Source organism: Sphingomonas sp. CBMAI 2297, assembly GCF_029870595.1.
In the GTDB taxonomy this organism is placed as follows: domain Bacteria; phylum Pseudomonadota; class Alphaproteobacteria; order Sphingomonadales; family Sphingomonadaceae; genus Sphingomonas.
Map to the genome: position 1 here is coordinate 223088 of NZ_JAPDIR010000005.1, position 14732 is coordinate 237819.

The 14732-nt window shown below is 68.2% G+C and carries 14 protein-coding genes and 1 tRNA gene; 11 read left to right on the forward strand and 4 right to left on the reverse strand.

The window, feature by feature from the left end; genetic code table 11:
• Nucleotides 1–22: 22 nt before the first annotated feature.
• From hisG to OMP43_RS09660, 3 genes are read left to right on the forward strand one after another with little or no spacing between them, the layout of a single operon-like run.
• On the forward strand, nt 23–676 hold the full coding sequence (gene hisG, locus OMP43_RS09650; protein WP_280279504.1) for an ATP phosphoribosyltransferase: 654 nt from the start codon (nt 23–25) through the stop codon (nt 674–676).
• Complete coding sequence (gene hisD, locus OMP43_RS09655) at nt 673–1965, forward strand: histidinol dehydrogenase (protein WP_280279505.1); 1293 nt, start codon at nt 673–675, stop codon at nt 1963–1965. Before hisG ends, hisD begins: the two co-directional genes overlap by 4 nt.
• On the forward strand, nt 1965–2354 hold the full coding sequence (locus OMP43_RS09660; RefSeq protein ID WP_280279506.1) for a hypothetical protein: 390 nt from the start codon (nt 1965–1967) through the stop codon (nt 2352–2354). Before hisD ends, OMP43_RS09660 begins: the two co-directional genes overlap by 1 nt.
• Here OMP43_RS09660 and OMP43_RS09665 read toward each other — a convergent pair.
• Nucleotides 2332–2778 (reverse strand): hypothetical protein, encoded by a 447-nt coding sequence (locus OMP43_RS09665; RefSeq protein ID WP_280279507.1) that lies wholly within the window; start codon nt 2776–2778, stop codon nt 2332–2334. The two genes, OMP43_RS09660 and OMP43_RS09665, sit on opposite strands and share 23 nt — an antisense overlap.
• 29 nt (nt 2779–2807) lie before the next feature.
• On the opposite strand from OMP43_RS09665, the gene nusB reads away from it, so the two are divergent.
• From nusB to OMP43_RS09680, 3 genes are all read left to right on the forward strand, one after another.
• The gene (nusB, locus tag OMP43_RS09670; RefSeq protein WP_280279508.1) at nt 2808–3269 is read left to right on the forward strand and encodes a transcription antitermination factor NusB; all 462 of its coding nucleotides are present in this window, start codon (nt 2808–2810) and stop codon (nt 3267–3269) included.
• Between the two features lie 139 nt (nt 3270–3408).
• Complete coding sequence (gene thiL / locus OMP43_RS09675) at nt 3409–4248, forward strand: thiamine-phosphate kinase (protein WP_280279509.1); 840 nt, start codon at nt 3409–3411, stop codon at nt 4246–4248.
• A gap of 108 nt (nt 4249–4356) precedes the next feature.
• On the forward strand, nt 4357–6537 hold the full coding sequence (locus tag OMP43_RS09680; protein WP_280279510.1) for a sodium-translocating pyrophosphatase: 2181 nt from the start codon (nt 4357–4359) through the stop codon (nt 6535–6537).
• A gap of 78 nt (nt 6538–6615) precedes the next feature.
• Here the strand turns inward: OMP43_RS09680 and OMP43_RS09685 are convergent, their stop codons facing one another.
• Entirely contained in the window at nt 6616–7896 is a 1281-nt protein-coding gene (locus OMP43_RS09685) for a hypothetical protein (RefSeq protein WP_280279511.1), read from the reverse strand.
• Between the two features lie 235 nt (nt 7897–8131).
• Between OMP43_RS09685 and infA the strand changes: the two genes are divergently transcribed.
• The 5 genes from infA to OMP43_RS09710 all read left to right on the forward strand — a co-directional run bounded on the left by infA (nt 8132) and on the right by OMP43_RS09710 (nt 10181).
• The gene (gene infA / locus OMP43_RS09690) at nt 8132–8350 is read left to right on the forward strand and encodes a translation initiation factor IF-1 (protein WP_003049127.1); all 219 of its coding nucleotides are present in this window, start codon (nt 8132–8134) and stop codon (nt 8348–8350) included.
• Between the two features lie 13 nt (nt 8351–8363).
• Nucleotides 8364–8933: a nucleoside triphosphate pyrophosphatase gene (locus tag OMP43_RS09695; RefSeq protein WP_280279512.1), complete on the forward strand. Its 570-nt coding sequence runs from the start codon at nt 8364–8366 to the stop codon at nt 8931–8933.
• On the forward strand, nt 8926–9870 hold the full coding sequence (locus OMP43_RS09700) for a ribonuclease (protein ID WP_280279513.1): 945 nt from the start codon (nt 8926–8928) through the stop codon (nt 9868–9870). Before OMP43_RS09695 ends, OMP43_RS09700 begins: the two co-directional genes overlap by 8 nt.
• Before the next feature lie 19 nt (nt 9871–9889).
• A complete protein-coding gene (gene yacG / locus OMP43_RS09705) occupies nt 9890–10075 on the forward strand; it encodes a DNA gyrase inhibitor YacG (RefSeq protein ID WP_280279514.1) in 186 nt (61 codons plus the stop codon).
• Nucleotides 10076–10105: 30 nt separating this feature from the next.
• Nucleotides 10106–10181: transfer RNA gene (locus tag OMP43_RS09710), tRNA-Phe, on the forward strand.
• Between the two features lie 171 nt (nt 10182–10352).
• Here the strand turns inward: OMP43_RS09710 and OMP43_RS09715 are convergent.
• Nucleotides 10353–11153, reverse strand: a complete 801-nt coding sequence (locus OMP43_RS09715; RefSeq protein WP_280279515.1) for a hypothetical protein — start codon at nt 11151–11153, stop codon at nt 10353–10355.
• 133 nt (nt 11154–11286) lie between these two features.
• The gene (locus OMP43_RS09720) at nt 11287–14679 is read right to left on the reverse strand and encodes an acyl-[ACP]--phospholipid O-acyltransferase (protein WP_280279516.1); all 3393 of its coding nucleotides are present in this window, start codon (nt 14677–14679) and stop codon (nt 11287–11289) included.
• Nucleotides 14680–14732: the final 53 nt, after the last annotated feature.

Here is a 14732-nt window from a genome sequence, read left to right on the forward strand (position 1 = left end):
CCCTAGTAAAGCCCCGCCTTCGATGACCGAACCGCTGATCCTCGCCGTCCCCAAGGGCCGCATCCTCGACGAGGCGCTGCCGCTGCTCGCCCGTGTCGGCATCGTGCCCGAGCCGGACTTCGCCGACGAGGGCTCGCGCGCGCTCCGCTTCCGGACCAACACGCCCGCGATCGACCTGATCCGCGTGCGGGCGTTCGACGTCGCCACCTTCGTCGCGCATGGTGCCGCGCAGCTCGGCATCGTCGGCTCGGACGTGCTCGCCGAGTTCGACTATTCGGAACTCTATGCCCCGGTGGACCTGGGGATCGGCCATTGCCGCATCTCGGTCGCCGAGCCGGCCGACCTGGCGGAGCGCGACGATCCGCGCGGCTGGAGCCATGTCCGCGTCGCCACCAAATATCCGCACATCACCCGCGCCCATTTCGAGGCGCGCGGCGTGCAGGCGGAGTGCGTCAAGCTCAACGGCGCGATGGAGCTGGCGCCCGTGCTGGGGCTGGCGCCGCGCATCGTCGACCTCGTCTCCTCGGGCCGCACGCTCAAGGAGAACGGGCTGGTCGAAGTGGAAGTGATCGCCGAGGTGAGCAGCCGGCTGATCGTCAACCGCGCCGCCTTCAAGACGCGCGCGACCGAAGTGGTGCCGCTGGTCGACGGGTTCCGCCGGGCGGTGGCCCAATGATCCGGCTGGACGCCGGCGATGCGGGCTTCGCCCGGGCGTTCACCGATCTGGTCGATGCACGGCGCGAGGCCGATGAAGACGTCGCGCGCGACGTCGCCGCGATCGTCGCCCGGGTCCGGGCCGAGGGCGATGCGGCGCTCAGGGACCTCACCCGGCGCTTCGACCGGTTCGACCTCGACGCCCAGGGCTGGAAGCTCGACCGCGCCGACTGCCTCGCCGCCTGGGAGGGGCTCTCCCCCGAGCTGCGCGATGCGCTGGAGCTCGCCGCCGAGCGCATCGCCGCCTATCATGCGAAGCAGAAGCCCGAGGATCGCGACGAGATCGACGCGCAGGGCATCAGGCTGGGCGCGCGCTGGCGGGCGGTGGACGCGGCGGGCGTCTATGTGCCCGGCGGCCGGGCCGCCTATCCCAGCTCGGTGCTGATGAACGCGCTGCCGGCCAAGGCGGCGGGCGTCGGCCGGCTGGTGATGGTGACGCCGACGCCGGACGGCGACGTGAATCCGCTCGTCCTCGCCGCCGCGCACCTGGCCGGTGTCGACGAGATCTGGCGCGTCGGCGGCGCCCAGGCGATCGCCGCGCTCGCTTATGGCACCGACAGGATCGCGCCGGTCGACGTGATCACCGGACCGGGCAATGCCTGGGTGGCCGAGGCCAAGCGCCAGCTCTACGGCGTGGTCGGCATCGACATGGTCGCCGGGCCGAGCGAGATCGTAGTGGTCGCCGACGGCGGGAACAATGCCGACTGGATCGCCGCCGACCTGCTCAGCCAGGCCGAGCACGACCCGACCAGCCAGTCGATCCTGTTCACCGACGATGCGGCGTTCGCCGACAAGGTGGCCGAAGCGGTGGCGCGCGCGCTGGCCGCGCTCGCCACCGAGAAGACCGCGCGGGCGAGCTGGGAAGCGAACGGCGCGATCATCCTGGTGCCCGATCTGGTCAGCGCGATGCCGCTGGTCGATCGCCTGGCGCCCGAGCATCTCGAGCTTGCCTGCGACGATGCCGAGCGGCTGTTCGACATGGTCCGCCATGCCGGCTCCGTCTTCATCGGCCGCTACACGCCCGAGGCGGTGGGCGATTATGTCGCGGGCCCGAATCATGTCCTCCCCACCGGCCGCCGGGCGCGCTTCGCCTCGGGCTTGTCGGTGCTCGACTTCATGAAGCGCACCAGCTTCCTGTCGCTCGACCGCGACGGGCTGGCCGCGATCGGCCCGGCGGCGGTGGCGCTCGCCCATGCCGAGGGGCTGCCGGCGCATGCCGAGTCCGTCGCCATTCGCCTGAGGAGCAGTTGATGCGCGCACCCGATCTGGACGAGGATGGCTGGTGCCTCGAAAGCGGGCTTGAGCGCCACCTGCTCCATCCCGAGAGTTTCGAAATCCCCGACGAGGCGACGCGCGCCGGCCTGCTGCCTGGCGACTTCGCCAAGCTGATCTTCGTGATCGCGGTCGAGGAGGATGACGAACCGATCGTCGAGCGGATGTGGGTGGTGGTGCGCGAGGCCGCGGACGGCACCTATTTCGGGCTGCTCGATAACGAGCCCGAGATCGACGAGAATGACGAGTTCTGGCTGGGTACCGAAGTGCCGTTCGGGCCGGAGCATGTGATCGAGGTGCAGGCGGGCAATGCCGAGAGCCGCGACTATGCCGCGCGGGCGCCGCTCAGGGCCTGGCCGCGCGGCTGAAGGGAATTGGCCAGGCGGCCTTGCGGCGGTCCGATTTCAGCAGGCGATCGAGATGCCGGGCGTTCTCGTCATCGACCGAGGTCCTGTAGTGACTCGGATCGCCGAACAGGAAGAGCCGCACGCGTTCGCCGACCCGGTTGAAGCTGAGGTCACAGGCACCGCTGTCGCCATGGACATAGACGAAGCTTTCGGCGCTTCCCTTGAGCACTTCCTGCACGCGAATCCTGGCAGGCACGCCGCCATCCTCGCCCGCCGCCACCACTTCCCCATCGAGGATGAGGCTGGCATCGGCGATGATCTGCTTCGCTTTGGCACGGCGTTCGGCATAGGTCGGTTCGTGGTCGATGACGATCGAGCAGGCATGCGCCGCGGGAGCCCCCGAAATGGCGGCGAGGAAACCGAGCAGTGCAACACGCTTTGCCATATCGGCCGAACATACCTATGGGGCGCAGCATGCCAAGCCATCAAGCAAAGTCCCGTTCCAAGGCGCGCGCCGCCGCGCGCCTCGCCGCCGTGCAGGCGCTGTACCAGCACGAGATGGAAGCGACCTCGATTCCGGCGCTGCTCCACGAGTTCCACAATCATCGCCTGGGCGCGACGATCGAGGACGTGGAATATGCCGAGGCCGACATCGCCTTTTTCGACGACATCGTGGTCGGCGTGAGCGAGCGCCGCGACGAGATCGACCGGATGATCGCCACCAAGCTGACCGCCGACTGGAGCCTCGACCGGCTCGACAAGCCGATGCGCCAGATCCTGCGCGCCGGCACCTATGAGCTGATGGCGCGCAAGGACGTGCCCGTCGGCGCGGCGATCAGCGAGTATCTCGACGTCACCGACGCCTTTTACGACCGTCGCGAAAAGGGCTTCGTCAACGGCATCCTCGATGCCGTGGCGAAGGAAGTCCGGGGTTGAACCTGATCCTCCCCCGCGGGGGGAGGGGGACCGCCGCGAAGCGGTGGTGGAGGGGGATCGCCCCGAACGAACCGCCTGCGGCATGCCCCTTCCACCAGCTTCGCTGGCATCCCTCCCCCTGCGAGGGAGGATTTGAGCAGTGAACGAAGCCGAGTTCATCGCGGCCCTGCGCACCCTCCCCCTCCATCCGGGCGCCGAGGGCCTGCGCGACGACACCGCGACGCTGGCGATCGGCGGCGAGACGCTGATCCTCACCCATGACGCCATTGCCGAGGGCGTGCATTACCGCGCCGGCACCGATCCGTTCGACATCGCCTGGAAGCTGGTCGCGGTGAACCTGTCCGACCTGGCCGCCAAGGGCGCCGAGCCGCTGGGCGTGCTGATCGGCGCCGTGCTGGTGGAGGGGGCGGAACGCTTCGTCGAAGGATTGCGCGCGATCCTCACCGAATATGCCGTGCCGCTGCTCGGCGGCGACACCATCTCGGTCAGCCCCGCCACCTTCGGCTGCACCGCGATCGGCCGCGCCGGCGCCACCGTGCCGCGCCGCGACGGCGGGCGGGCAGGCGACGCGCTATGGGTGACCGGCACGATCGGCGCGGCGATGCTGGGCTTCGAGGCGGGCGACGGCGCCGCCTATCTCCGCCCGCGCCCGCGCCTCGCCGAGGGCCGTGCCCTGGCGCCGCATGTCCATGCGATGATGGACGTGTCGGACGGCCTCCTCCTCGACGCTGCCCGCCTGGCCGAGGCGAGCGGCTGCACCGCCGGGATCGCGCGCGCGGCCCTGCCCGTCGCCCCGGGCGCCGATCCGCTGCGCGCCGCGACCTGGGGCGACGATTACGAGCTGCTGTTCGCCGCGCCCGCCGATTTCGCGCCGCCCGTGCCGGCCACGCGGATCGGCACGCTGACGGAACGGGGAAGCGCCTCCCTGCTGCTCGACGGCGCGGCGCCCGATTGCGCGCTCGGCTACCAGCATCGCTGAGCGGCTTGCGCTACGGGCAACCGCTCGATAGCCTCCCCATACCGGGCCTTTTAAACCGGCACACAGACCGGCGCGGCTCGATATCCAATAGGGGAAGGGCTTGAACGCATGACGATTGTGTACATCGCCATAGCCTGCGGCGTGCTCGCAGTGCTCTATGGCTTGTTGACCAGCCAGCAGGTGCTGAAGGCGCCGGCGGGCAACGAGAAGATGCAGAGCATCGCCGCTGCCATCCAGGAAGGCGCCAAGGCCTATCTCGGCCGGCAATATATGACGATCGCCGTGGTGGGCGTGATCGTCGCCATCGTCCTGTTCTTCACGCTGGGGACGCTTTCGACGATCGGCTTCCTCGTCGGCGCCGTGCTTTCGGGCGTGGCGGGATTCGTGGGCATGAACATCTCGGTGCGCGCGAATGTCCGCACCGCGGAAGCGGCACGGACCTCGCTCCAGGGCGGCCTCACCCTCGCCTTCCGCTCGGGCGCGATCACCGGCATGCTGGTGGCGGGCCTGGGCCTGCTCGCGATCGCCGTGCTGTTCTGGTATCTGGTCGGCCCGTCCGGGCTCGCGCCCAACAGCCGCAAGGTGATCGAGGCGCTGACCGCCCTCGCCTTCGGCGCCTCGCTGATCTCGATCTTCGCGCGCCTGGGCGGCGGCATCTTCACCAAGGCCGCCGATGTGGGTGCCGACCTGGTCGGCAAGGTCGAGGCCGGCATTCCCGAGGACGATCCCCGCAACCCGGCTGTGATCGCGGACAATGTCGGCGACAATGTCGGCGACTGCGCCGGCATGGCCGCCGACCTGTTCGAAACCTATGTCGTGACGCTCGGCCTCACCATGGTCTCGATCGCGCTGCTGGTGAAGAATCTGTCGGACGAACTGCTGCTCAAGCTGATGTCGCTGCCGCTGATCGTCGGCGGCGTGTGCATCATCACGTCGATCATCGGCACCTATATGGTCCGCCTGGGCAAGAGCCAGTCGATCATGGGCGCGCTCTACAAGGGCTTCTGGACCACCGCGATCCTCTCGGTCCCGGCGATCTGGTTCGTCACCCAATATACGCTGGGCGACATGAACGCGGCGATCGGCGGCCTCTCCATCGATCCCAGCACCTTCCTCGAGCCGAGCGACCATGTGACCGCCGAGGCGGCGCAGGGCCTGATCGCGGGTCCGCAATTCACCGGCTGGAGCCTGTTCATCTGCATGATGATCGGCCTGGCCGTCACCGGCCTGCTGGTGTGGATCACCGAATATTACACCGGGACCCAGTATCGCCCGGTCAAGTCGATCGCCAAGGCTTCGGTGACGGGCCATGGCACCAACGTGATCCAGGGCCTGGCGATCAGCCTGGAATCCACCGCGCTGCCGACGCTCGTCATCGTCGTCGCGGTGATCGCCGCCTATCAGATCGCCGGCATCATCGGCGTGGCCTTCGCCGCGACTTCGCTGCTGGCGCTGGCCGGCATGGTCGTCGCGCTCGACGCCTATGGCCCGGTGACCGACAATGCCGGCGGCATCGCCGAGATGGCGGGGCTGGAGGATGAGGTCCGCCACAAGACCGACGCGCTCGACGCGGTGGGCAACACCACCAAGGCCGTGACCAAGGGCTATGCGATCGGATCGGCCGCGCTCGCCGCGCTGGTGCTGTTCGGCGCCTATACCACCGACCTCAAGGAGTTCTTCCCGGACGTGCCGGTGGATTTCTCCCTGAGCAATCCATACGTGATCGTCGGCCTGCTGCTCGGCGCCCTGCTGCCCTATCTGTTCGGCGCCTTCGGCATGACCGCCGTCGGCCGCGCGGCGGGTTCGGTGGTCGAGGACGTCCGCCAGCAATTCGCGCAGGACAAGGGCATCATGGCCGGCACCAGCCGCCCCAATTATGCCCGCACGGTGGACATCGTCACCAAGGCGGCGATCAAGGAGATGATCGTGCCGTCGCTGCTGCCGGTGCTGAGCCCGATCGCGATCTACTTCATCATCACCGCGGTCGCCGGCCAGTCCCAGGGCTTCGCGGCGGTGGGCGCGATGCTGCTCGGCGTGATCGTCTCGGGCCTGTTCGTCGCCATCTCGATGACTTCGGGCGGCGGCGCGTGGGACAATGCCAAGAAATATATCGAGGACGGCAATTATGGCGGCAAGGGATCGGAAGCGCACAAGGCGGCCGTGACCGGCGACACCGTGGGCGATCCCTACAAGGACACCGCGGGCCCGGCCGTGAACCCGATGATCAAGATCACCAACATCGTGGCGCTGCTGCTGCTCGCCGCGCTGGCCGGCCACGCCGCGGGCTGATCTTCACCCAAGGCTGAAAAGCGGAAGGCCGCCGGAGCGATCCGGCGGCCTTCTTCGCATCCGGGCGAATGCGATCCGTTATTTCGGCTTCCCGCCGCCCGGCTTGCCGCTGGGGCGCGTCAGCGGCGCCAGCAGGTCGGCGTCCGACGCCTCGGGCGCCTTTGCCGGAGCCGCCTCCTTGCCCGCCCCCTTGGGCTCCACCGTCAGCGGCGCCAGCAGATCGTCGTCCGATGCCTCCGGCGCCTTTGCCGGAGCCGCTTCCTTGCCCGCCCCCTTGGGCTCCACCGTCAGCGGCGCCAGCAGATCGTCGTCCGATGCCTCCGGCAGCTTATACTTCTTGTGAATCTCGTCTTCCTCGCGCTGCGACTGCTCCTTGAGCGGCCTCTCCATTTGCGAGCACGCCTTCCCCGCGTCCTCGAGCGCGGTCGTCTTCTTCCCCGTCAGCGCGGCCTGGGCGAACTTATCGAACGCGGCTTGCCGCATCTTCTCGCACTGTTCCTCGATCTTCTCGAACTTGGGCTTGTAGCGCGCCTCCAGCACGCGCATCGCGCCGAGATAGCCCGGCGCGAAGCCTTCCTCCAGATTGCGCTCGATCCATTTGTTCAGGCGATCCGTCGCATTTTTGAGGTTGCGCTTCGCCGCCTCCAGCCGCTTCAGCGGATTCGACCCCGGCTCCTTCCCGAGCGAAGTCGCGAGCTCCCCATATTTCTGCGCGAACCGATCCTGCGCGCGCTGTGCCGCCTCCAGTTCACGAAAGGCGTCCTCGAGCTGCGCGTGCAGCATGTCGCCTTCCTGGTTGATCATGATCATGGTTTCCTGCGTCGCCTCGGCCGCGGCGACGGACCTGTCCGTAACCGACACGGCCTCGGCCGCGGCGGCGGGATTGGTCTCGATGGTGCGGCTATAGACCGCGAAGCCCAGCGCCCGGCTGGCATTGGCATATTCGTTGAGCGCCAGCGCATCGGCCCGGGTCTGTCCCCCGGTCGAGACACGCATCTGCGCCAGCCGCTGTGAGCGCGGCGTGGGCGGGAACAGCTCTTCCAATGTCCTGGGCCGCGCCGCCGCGCCGGCGGCCGGTGCCCCCGATTCCTCGACGATCGCCTTGCCGTGGCGGCGCATCAGCGCCTCCATCTGCGTCACCAACTTCAGGCATTCGGCCGGATTGCTGGTGACCACTTCCTCGGCCATGAGCGAATTGTCGGAAAGCGCGTCGTGCACCTGATAGGGCGTGCCGGCGGGCATGTCGCGGGCATTGTCGTTGGCGCGGTCGAGCCGGTCGCGGCACTGGGCCCGCGCATCGGCGGCACTGAAGGCGGCCAGCACGCACAGCGCCGAGCCCAGCAGAAACGAAGGACGCATTTTCCCGACTCCCGAATGATCGGCAGCGGGAGATACAGCCCGTCCCCGCGCCGCAAATCGAGCGGCGACAAAGCCCGCGCATCCGTCGATCAAACCGGCCGGAACTGGCAAAAACCCGCGCAATCCCCATATCGGACCAAGGCACCCGCCTTTGTCGGGTTCTCCGCCTTCCCTTTTCTCCTTGCGCACTGTAAAGGCACCGCCACTTTTAGCGCGCGCACCCATGAGGTAATTTTTGGCCAAAGAAGAACTGCTTGAAATGCGGGGCCAGGTCGTTGAGCTTCTGCCCAACGCCATGTTCCGCGTCCGGCTCGAAAATGATCACGAGATCCTGGGCCACACCGCCGGCAAGATGCGCAAGAACCGCATCCGCGTGCTGGTCGGCGACGAAGTGCTCGTCGAGCTCACGCCCTACGACCTGACCAAGGGCCGTATCACCTATCGCTTCAAGTAAGCGGGCGGCGCCCTTGCGGCTCGTCCTCGCTTCCACTTCGCCGCGCCGGCTCGATCTGCTCAGGCGGATCGGGGCCGAACCCGCGCGCGTCGCCGCGCCCGATGTCGACGAGGATGTCCGCGCCGGCGAGACGCCGCGCGCCTATGTGCTGCGCGTCGCGATCGCCAAGGCGCATGCCGTGCCCCGCGCCGCGGACGAGATCGTGCTCGCGGGCGACACCACCATCGCGGTCGGCCGCCGCATCCTCGCCAAGCCCGAGGACGAGGCGGATCTGCGCCGCATGCTCGCCCTGCTCTCGGGCCGGCGCCACCATTGCCTGTCCGCCGTCTGCCTGATCGGCGCCGACGGCAAGGCACGCACCCGCATCTCCGACACCATCGTCGCCTTCAAGCGGCTGAGCCAGGCCGAGATCGACTGGTACGTCGCCTGCGGGGAGGGCATGGGCAAGGCGGGCGGCTATGCCATCCAGGGCAAGGCCGAGGCCTTTGTCCGCTATCTCGCCGGCAGCCATTCGGGCGTGGTCGGCCTGCCGGTCTTCGAGACGCGCGCGCTGCTGGAGAGCGCCGGATACAGCCTTGGCTGAGTGGCTCTACGAGGCCGGGATCGGCGAGAACCGCGCCGCGCTCGTCTCACGCGGCGGCATCTGGAAGGCGCGGATCGAGCTGGAGGGGACCTATCCGCGCGCCGGCGCGGTGCTCGAGGCCCGGCTGGTCGACAAGGCGGCCAAGCTGATCGCGCTCGACGGCGGCGGCGAGGCGCTGTGCGACCATGTGCCCCAGGCGATCACCCAGGGAGCGAAGCTGCGGGTGAAGATCGTGCGCGAGGCGATCCCGGAGCCCGGCCGGGCCAAGCTGCCCAAGGCGGTGCCGAGCGACGAGGAGTTGTGCGCCGGCCCCACCCTGCTCGAACGCATCACCGCCACCGGCCTTCCCGTCCGCATGCTGCGTGCCCACGCGCCGGACGCGCTGGAGGAAGCCGGCTGGTCCGAAGTGCTCGAGGAAGCGCTTACCGGCGAGATCGCCTTTCCGGGCGGGGCGCTGCGCCTCTCGCCCACGCCGGCGATGGCGCTGTTCGACGTCGACGGCTCCGGCCCGATCGAGCCGCTGGCGGTCGCCGCCGCGCACGCGGTGGCGCGAGCGATCGAGCGGCACGGCATCGCCGGCTCGATCGGCATCGACTTCCCTACGCTCAGCGGCAAGGGCGCGCGCAACGCGGTAGCCGAGGCGATCGACGCCGCCCTGCCCCAGCCTTTCGAGCGCACCGCGGTGAACGGCTTCGGCTTCCTCCAGATCGTCCGGCGGCGCACCCGGCCCTCGCTGCCCGAACTGCTGCGCGCCGACCCGGTCGGCGCGGCGGCGCGGGCGGAGCTTCGGCGAGTCGAACGGCTTCCCCCGCCGCCGCCGACTACCCATATGGTGACCAGGAACATCGCCCGCCGCCTCGCCCAGCAACCCGGCTGGACGGCGGAGCTGGCACGGCGGATCGGCGGCGTGACCGCATTCACGTCCGCCGGCGATTGAACCGGCGCGAAGGAGCAAGATGGCGAAGAGCGACACCTGCCCCGTCTGCGGGCAGCCGACCGATATCGAGAACAAGCCTTTCTGCGGCCGCGGCTGCAGGGACCGCGACCTGCTGCAATGGCTGGGCGAGGGCTATCGCATTCCCGGCGAGCGCGTGGACCCCCATGCGCATTCGGGGGTGGACAGCACCGATTCGCACGACTAAGAGGCCCGCTCCCCGGCATTCGCCGGGCATGCCCGGGTAGCTCAGTTGGTAGAGCATGCGACTGAAAATCGCAGTGTCGGCGGTTCGACTCCGTCCCCGGGCACCACTTCTCAAGCAGCTTGAGCGCAGACGGTAACGAGCCGATCGTACGCGCTTGCCCAGCCCATGGGGTCGGTTCGCGCCGGCACACCTCGCCGGCCCGCTCCACGCGATCCTTCGGGACGAGCCGGGCGCCCATTGCCCCGGGCGCGTGCCACGGCACCGACCCATTCATTGCCTATCCCGCCGCACCCGTCGCGACGGCGCGCATCAGGGCGCCGGCGGCCGCGCGCCCGACGCATTTGTATAGGGAGGAAGCGACGTCGAGCGATCGGTCCCTTCTGACCATGGCGAGCCAGGGGTTGGCCTCCCGGGGCGCACGCCCCATGCAGCGCGCGATCGGCCTCGCGCCCGCATCCGTAACCAGCATGAAATTCACTATCTGGGCATCGCCTTTCTCTTCATGCTCCAGCTTCAGATATGGCCCGCCGGCGGCCATATCGGCCTTGGCGACGATGCTATGCATCACGCATTCCCGGGCGCGGTCGGCACCGCGACGCCCGCTCGCGAGCACGGCATTGCAGGAGGGCGTGTCCATGAGGCTGATTTCCTCCATGTACGCGTCGTAGGATTCCCCCGGGATGGAGGCGAGCAGGCCGGGGTCGGTGATCCGCGCATTCAACACGCGGCTGGCGTATTTCCGCGGCAGAAGATCAAATGCGACATTGACGGCACCATAATCCACCACCCAGGTTCGAGGCAGTTCCGCGGCAAGCTGCCGATCGACGACAAGGGGCTGCAACGTCGCCATCTCAGCCTTTGGCCCCCGTAGCCAGTGATAGGTGATCGCGCCCGCCAAGATCCCGCCGAGGATTAGTGCGGCGCCAGGAATGTCGACCCTCCGCTGACGCTTGTATCTTGCTGCGACGCGCAAGGAACCAAGGAGCAACAGCGCCAGAAAAATGGCCGCCAATATGAATGGCAGCGCCATCATCAGGATCAGAACCGCGAAGGCCAGAAAATAATATACGATTTCCATCGGGAATCTCCTGACCGGGCCGGCGCCGGTGCGGTTTCGTCAATTTCTCTTCGAGGCGGTCGAACAAAGGCGGCGGTCATCCGGGCGCGAAGCGGATATGCGCGCGCCCGGATCTGCCGGTGCCCGTGGGACGTCAGGACGCCGCCAGATTCCCCATCGTCACATAGTCGAGCTTGCCGGTTCCAAGGACAGGCAGGGCATCCAGGATGCGGATGTCGCGCGGGATCGCGAGTTCGGCGACGCCATTCGCGCGCGCCCAGCCTTGCAGCTCGCTGGCCCGCGCGTCCTTCCGGGTCGTGAACAGCACGAGCTGCTCGCCCTTGCGCGGGTCCGCGCGGCTCACGACGGCGTGGTCCGCCTCCGGCCAGACGGCGGCGGCATAGCCTTCCACCGCCGGCAGCGAGACCATCTCGCCACCGATCTTGGCGAAGCGTTTGGCGCGCCCGCGAATGGTGACAAATCCCGCCTCGTCGATCGTGACGATGTCGCCACTGTCATGCCACCCGTCCTCCGGGGGCTGGATCACGCCCGGCTGGTCGGCCTTCATATAGCCGGCCATGATATTGGGGCCCCGGATCGAGAGCTTGCCGCCCGCATCGATCCCCGGCACCGGATCGACCCGCGCCTCGATCCCCGGCAGCAGCTGGCCCACGCTCCCGGCACGGAAATGCATCGGCGTGTTGACCGCGATCACCGGCGCCGCCTCGGTCGCGCCATAGCCTTCGAGGATGCGCAATCCGAATTTCTCGCTCCACACCTTGCGCGTTTCGTCGCGCACGCGCTCGGCGCCGGCGAAGATGTAGCGCAGCGAATAGAAGTCATAGCCATGCGCCAGCCGCGCATAGCCCGAGAGGAACGTGTCGGTGCCGAACAGGATCGTCGCATTGGCGTCATAGGCGAGCGCCGGGACGATCCGATAGTGCAGCGGATTGGGATAGAGCAGGGTGCGGATGCCGTTGAGGATCGGCAGCAGCGTTCCGCCCGTCAGGCCGAAGCTGTGAAACATCGGCAGCGCGTTCAGCACCAGGTCCGATGAGTTGAAGTCGATCCGCGCCGCCAGCTGCGCGCAATTCGCGAGCAAATTGCGATGGGTGAGCACCACGCCCTTGGGCAGGCCCTCCGATCCGCTGGTGAACAGGATCACCGCCGCGTCGCCGGGCGACACCCCCCGGCGGCGATGCAGCCGTCCGGCGAGACGGGTGGCGACGAGCGCGCGCAGCCTGGCGCCGGTGCCGATCTCCCTCGCGATGTCCTCGAGGTACAGGATCGTGCGGCCGTCCGCCTCAAGGCCCTCGACCACTGCCTCCAGCCTGGCCTGCTGGACGAAGGCGCGCGCGGTCACGATCGTCCGCACCTGCGCAGCGAGGCATGCCGCCTTCAGGTTGGCGAGCCCCGCCGTATAGTTGAGCATCGCCGGCACGCGGCCGATCGCCTGCAACGCGAAGAAGCTCGCGACCGTCCCGTTGACGTTGGGGAGCATCAGCCCCACGGCCTCGCCCTGCGCGCTGCGCCGCTCCAGCATGCGGCCAAGCGCCAGGCTGCCGGTGATCAGCCGCTTGAGCCCCAGCGGCTCGCGCTTGATATCCTCGACCACCAGCATGTTGCCGCCATGCACGTCCTTGGCGTCGATCAGCGCCTGGAACAGCGTGCGATCGATATCCGAGGTCGCGAAGATCATGGTGCTCATCTCTTCGTAGAGACGGCGCCCGGCGATCGCCCGGCGTGCCCGCGCGGTCATCTCGCCCTCGATCGCGAAGCGCCGCGGCGGCAGGATCGTCAGCTCGATCTTCGGGAAGCTGCGCAGGCGGACCTTGCCGCGCAGGTGCGAAAAGCGCGAGAATTGCGCGCCGTCGATCCGCACCGGAATGATCGGCGCATCGGCCTTGTCGGCGACCATGCCCGGCCCGTCGAAGATCTTCATCAGCGCGCCGGTGACGGTGATGCGCCCTTCGGGGAAGATCACCAGCGTATTGCCCTCCTTCACCGCGCGGACCATCGCCTTGGCCGACATCGGGTTGGTCGGATCGACCGGGAAGGCGCGAAACAGCTTGAGCGCGGGCTGGATCCACCAGCGCTTGGTGATCGCGGTGTTCACGGCGAACACCGGCTTGCCGGGCAGGAAGACCGCGAGCAACAGCCCGTCGAGCCAGGAAACATGGTTGACCACCACCACCGCGCGCTCGCCCGGTCGCGGCATGTTCTCGCCGCCATGAACCTCGATGCGGTAGACCAGCTTCAGGATCGTGCGGATCGAATGCTTGAGCACCGTGTCCGGCAGCAACAGGCACGAGATCAGCGCGACCGCCAGGGTCGCGAAGCCCATCGTGCCGATGATCCCGGGGATCGAGACGCCGGCCGCGAGCAGGGCGGTGGCGACCGCGACCACCGCGACCATCACCGCCGCATTGACGATGTTGTTCGCGGCGATGGTCCGCGAGCGTTCCTCGGGCGAGCTCTTGGTCTGCAGGATCGCATAGAGCGGCACGATGAACATGCCCCCGGCGATCGCCATGCCGGTCAGGTCGAGCAGGATGCGCCAGCTGCCCGGCGTCGCGACGAACCGCGCGATATCGGCATGCGGCGTCACCACCACGAAGCCGCGCGTCGCCCACCACAGGTCGAGCATGAACACGGCCATCGCGAGCGCGGAGATCGGCACGTAGCGCGCCGATACCTCACCGCGCAGCAGCCGGTTGACCAGCATCGATCCGAGCGCGATCGCGACCGAGAAGACGATCAGGAACAGAGTCACGACTTCCGCGCGCCCGCCGAGATTGCCGGAGACGAGCGGAAGGAACTCCGAAACCAGCACGGCGCCGATCGCGAAGAACCAGCTGATGCCCAGGATCGACAGCCAGACCGCCTTGTTCTCACGCCCGGCCCGCAGCACCTGCCAGGTGCTGACGAACGGATTGCGCGTGATCGCGACCTTTCCGATCGGCGGCGCCGCGGGGATCAGCAGGCTCACCGCGAAGCCCAGCACCGCGAGGCCGGTTGCGATCAGGCCGGCTTCCCATGCCGGCACAAGGCCGGCGAGCAGCTGGCCGCCGAGGATCGCCAGGAAGGTGCCGGCCTCGATCAGGCCGGTGCCGCCCATGATCTCCTGCTCGCGCAGATGCTGCGGCATGATCGAATATTTGACCGGGCCGAAGATGGTCGAATGCAGGCCCATGCAGAACAGCGCCACCAGCAGCAGCGGGATCGACTGGAACCACAGGCCCAGAAGCCCCAGCCCCATGAAGGCGACTTCGGCGACCTTCACCGCCCGCATCAGCCATGCCTTGTCCCAGGTATCGGCGAGTTCGCCCGCGAGCGCGGAGAACAGGAAATAGGGCAGGATGAAGATGCCGGTCGCGACCGTTGCCAGCATTGCCGACTGTTCGGGTGCATTGGCGAAGATCGTGAAGTTCGCGAGGAACAGCATCGCATATCTGAGGACGTTGTCGTTGAACGCGCCCAGGAACTGGACGACGAACAGCGGGCCGAAGCGCCGCTTGGCGAGCAGCGAGAAATCGGGTGCGGACACGGCTTTGTTTCCCCTGGATCTGTTATGCGATGACGGCGGCTTGGCGGCGACCC

Coding starts and splice junctions, on each gene's coding strand:
- hisG (WP_280279504.1), top strand. CDS start 23: ATGACCGAACCGCTGATCCTCGCCGTCCCCAAGGGCCGCATCCTCGAC.
- hisD (WP_280279505.1), top strand. CDS start 673: ATGATCCGGCTGGACGCCGGCGATGCGGGCTTCGCCCGGGCGTTCACC.
- OMP43_RS09665 (WP_280279507.1), bottom strand. CDS start 2,778: ATGGCAAAGCGTGTTGCACTGCTCGGTTTCCTCGCCGCCATTTCGGGG.
- OMP43_RS09685 (WP_280279511.1), bottom strand. CDS start 7,896: ATGCGTCCTTCGTTTCTGCTGGGCTCGGCGCTGTGCGTGCTGGCCGCC.
- OMP43_RS09660 (WP_280279506.1), top strand. CDS start 1,965: ATGCGCGCACCCGATCTGGACGAGGATGGCTGGTGCCTCGAAAGCGGG.
- yacG (WP_280279514.1), top strand. CDS start 9,890: ATGGCGAAGAGCGACACCTGCCCCGTCTGCGGGCAGCCGACCGATATC.
- OMP43_RS09680 (WP_280279510.1), top strand. CDS start 4,357: ATGACGATTGTGTACATCGCCATAGCCTGCGGCGTGCTCGCAGTGCTC.
- nusB (WP_280279508.1), top strand. CDS start 2,808: ATGCCAAGCCATCAAGCAAAGTCCCGTTCCAAGGCGCGCGCCGCCGCG.
- OMP43_RS09715 (WP_280279515.1), bottom strand. CDS start 11,153: ATGGAAATCGTATATTATTTTCTGGCCTTCGCGGTTCTGATCCTGATG.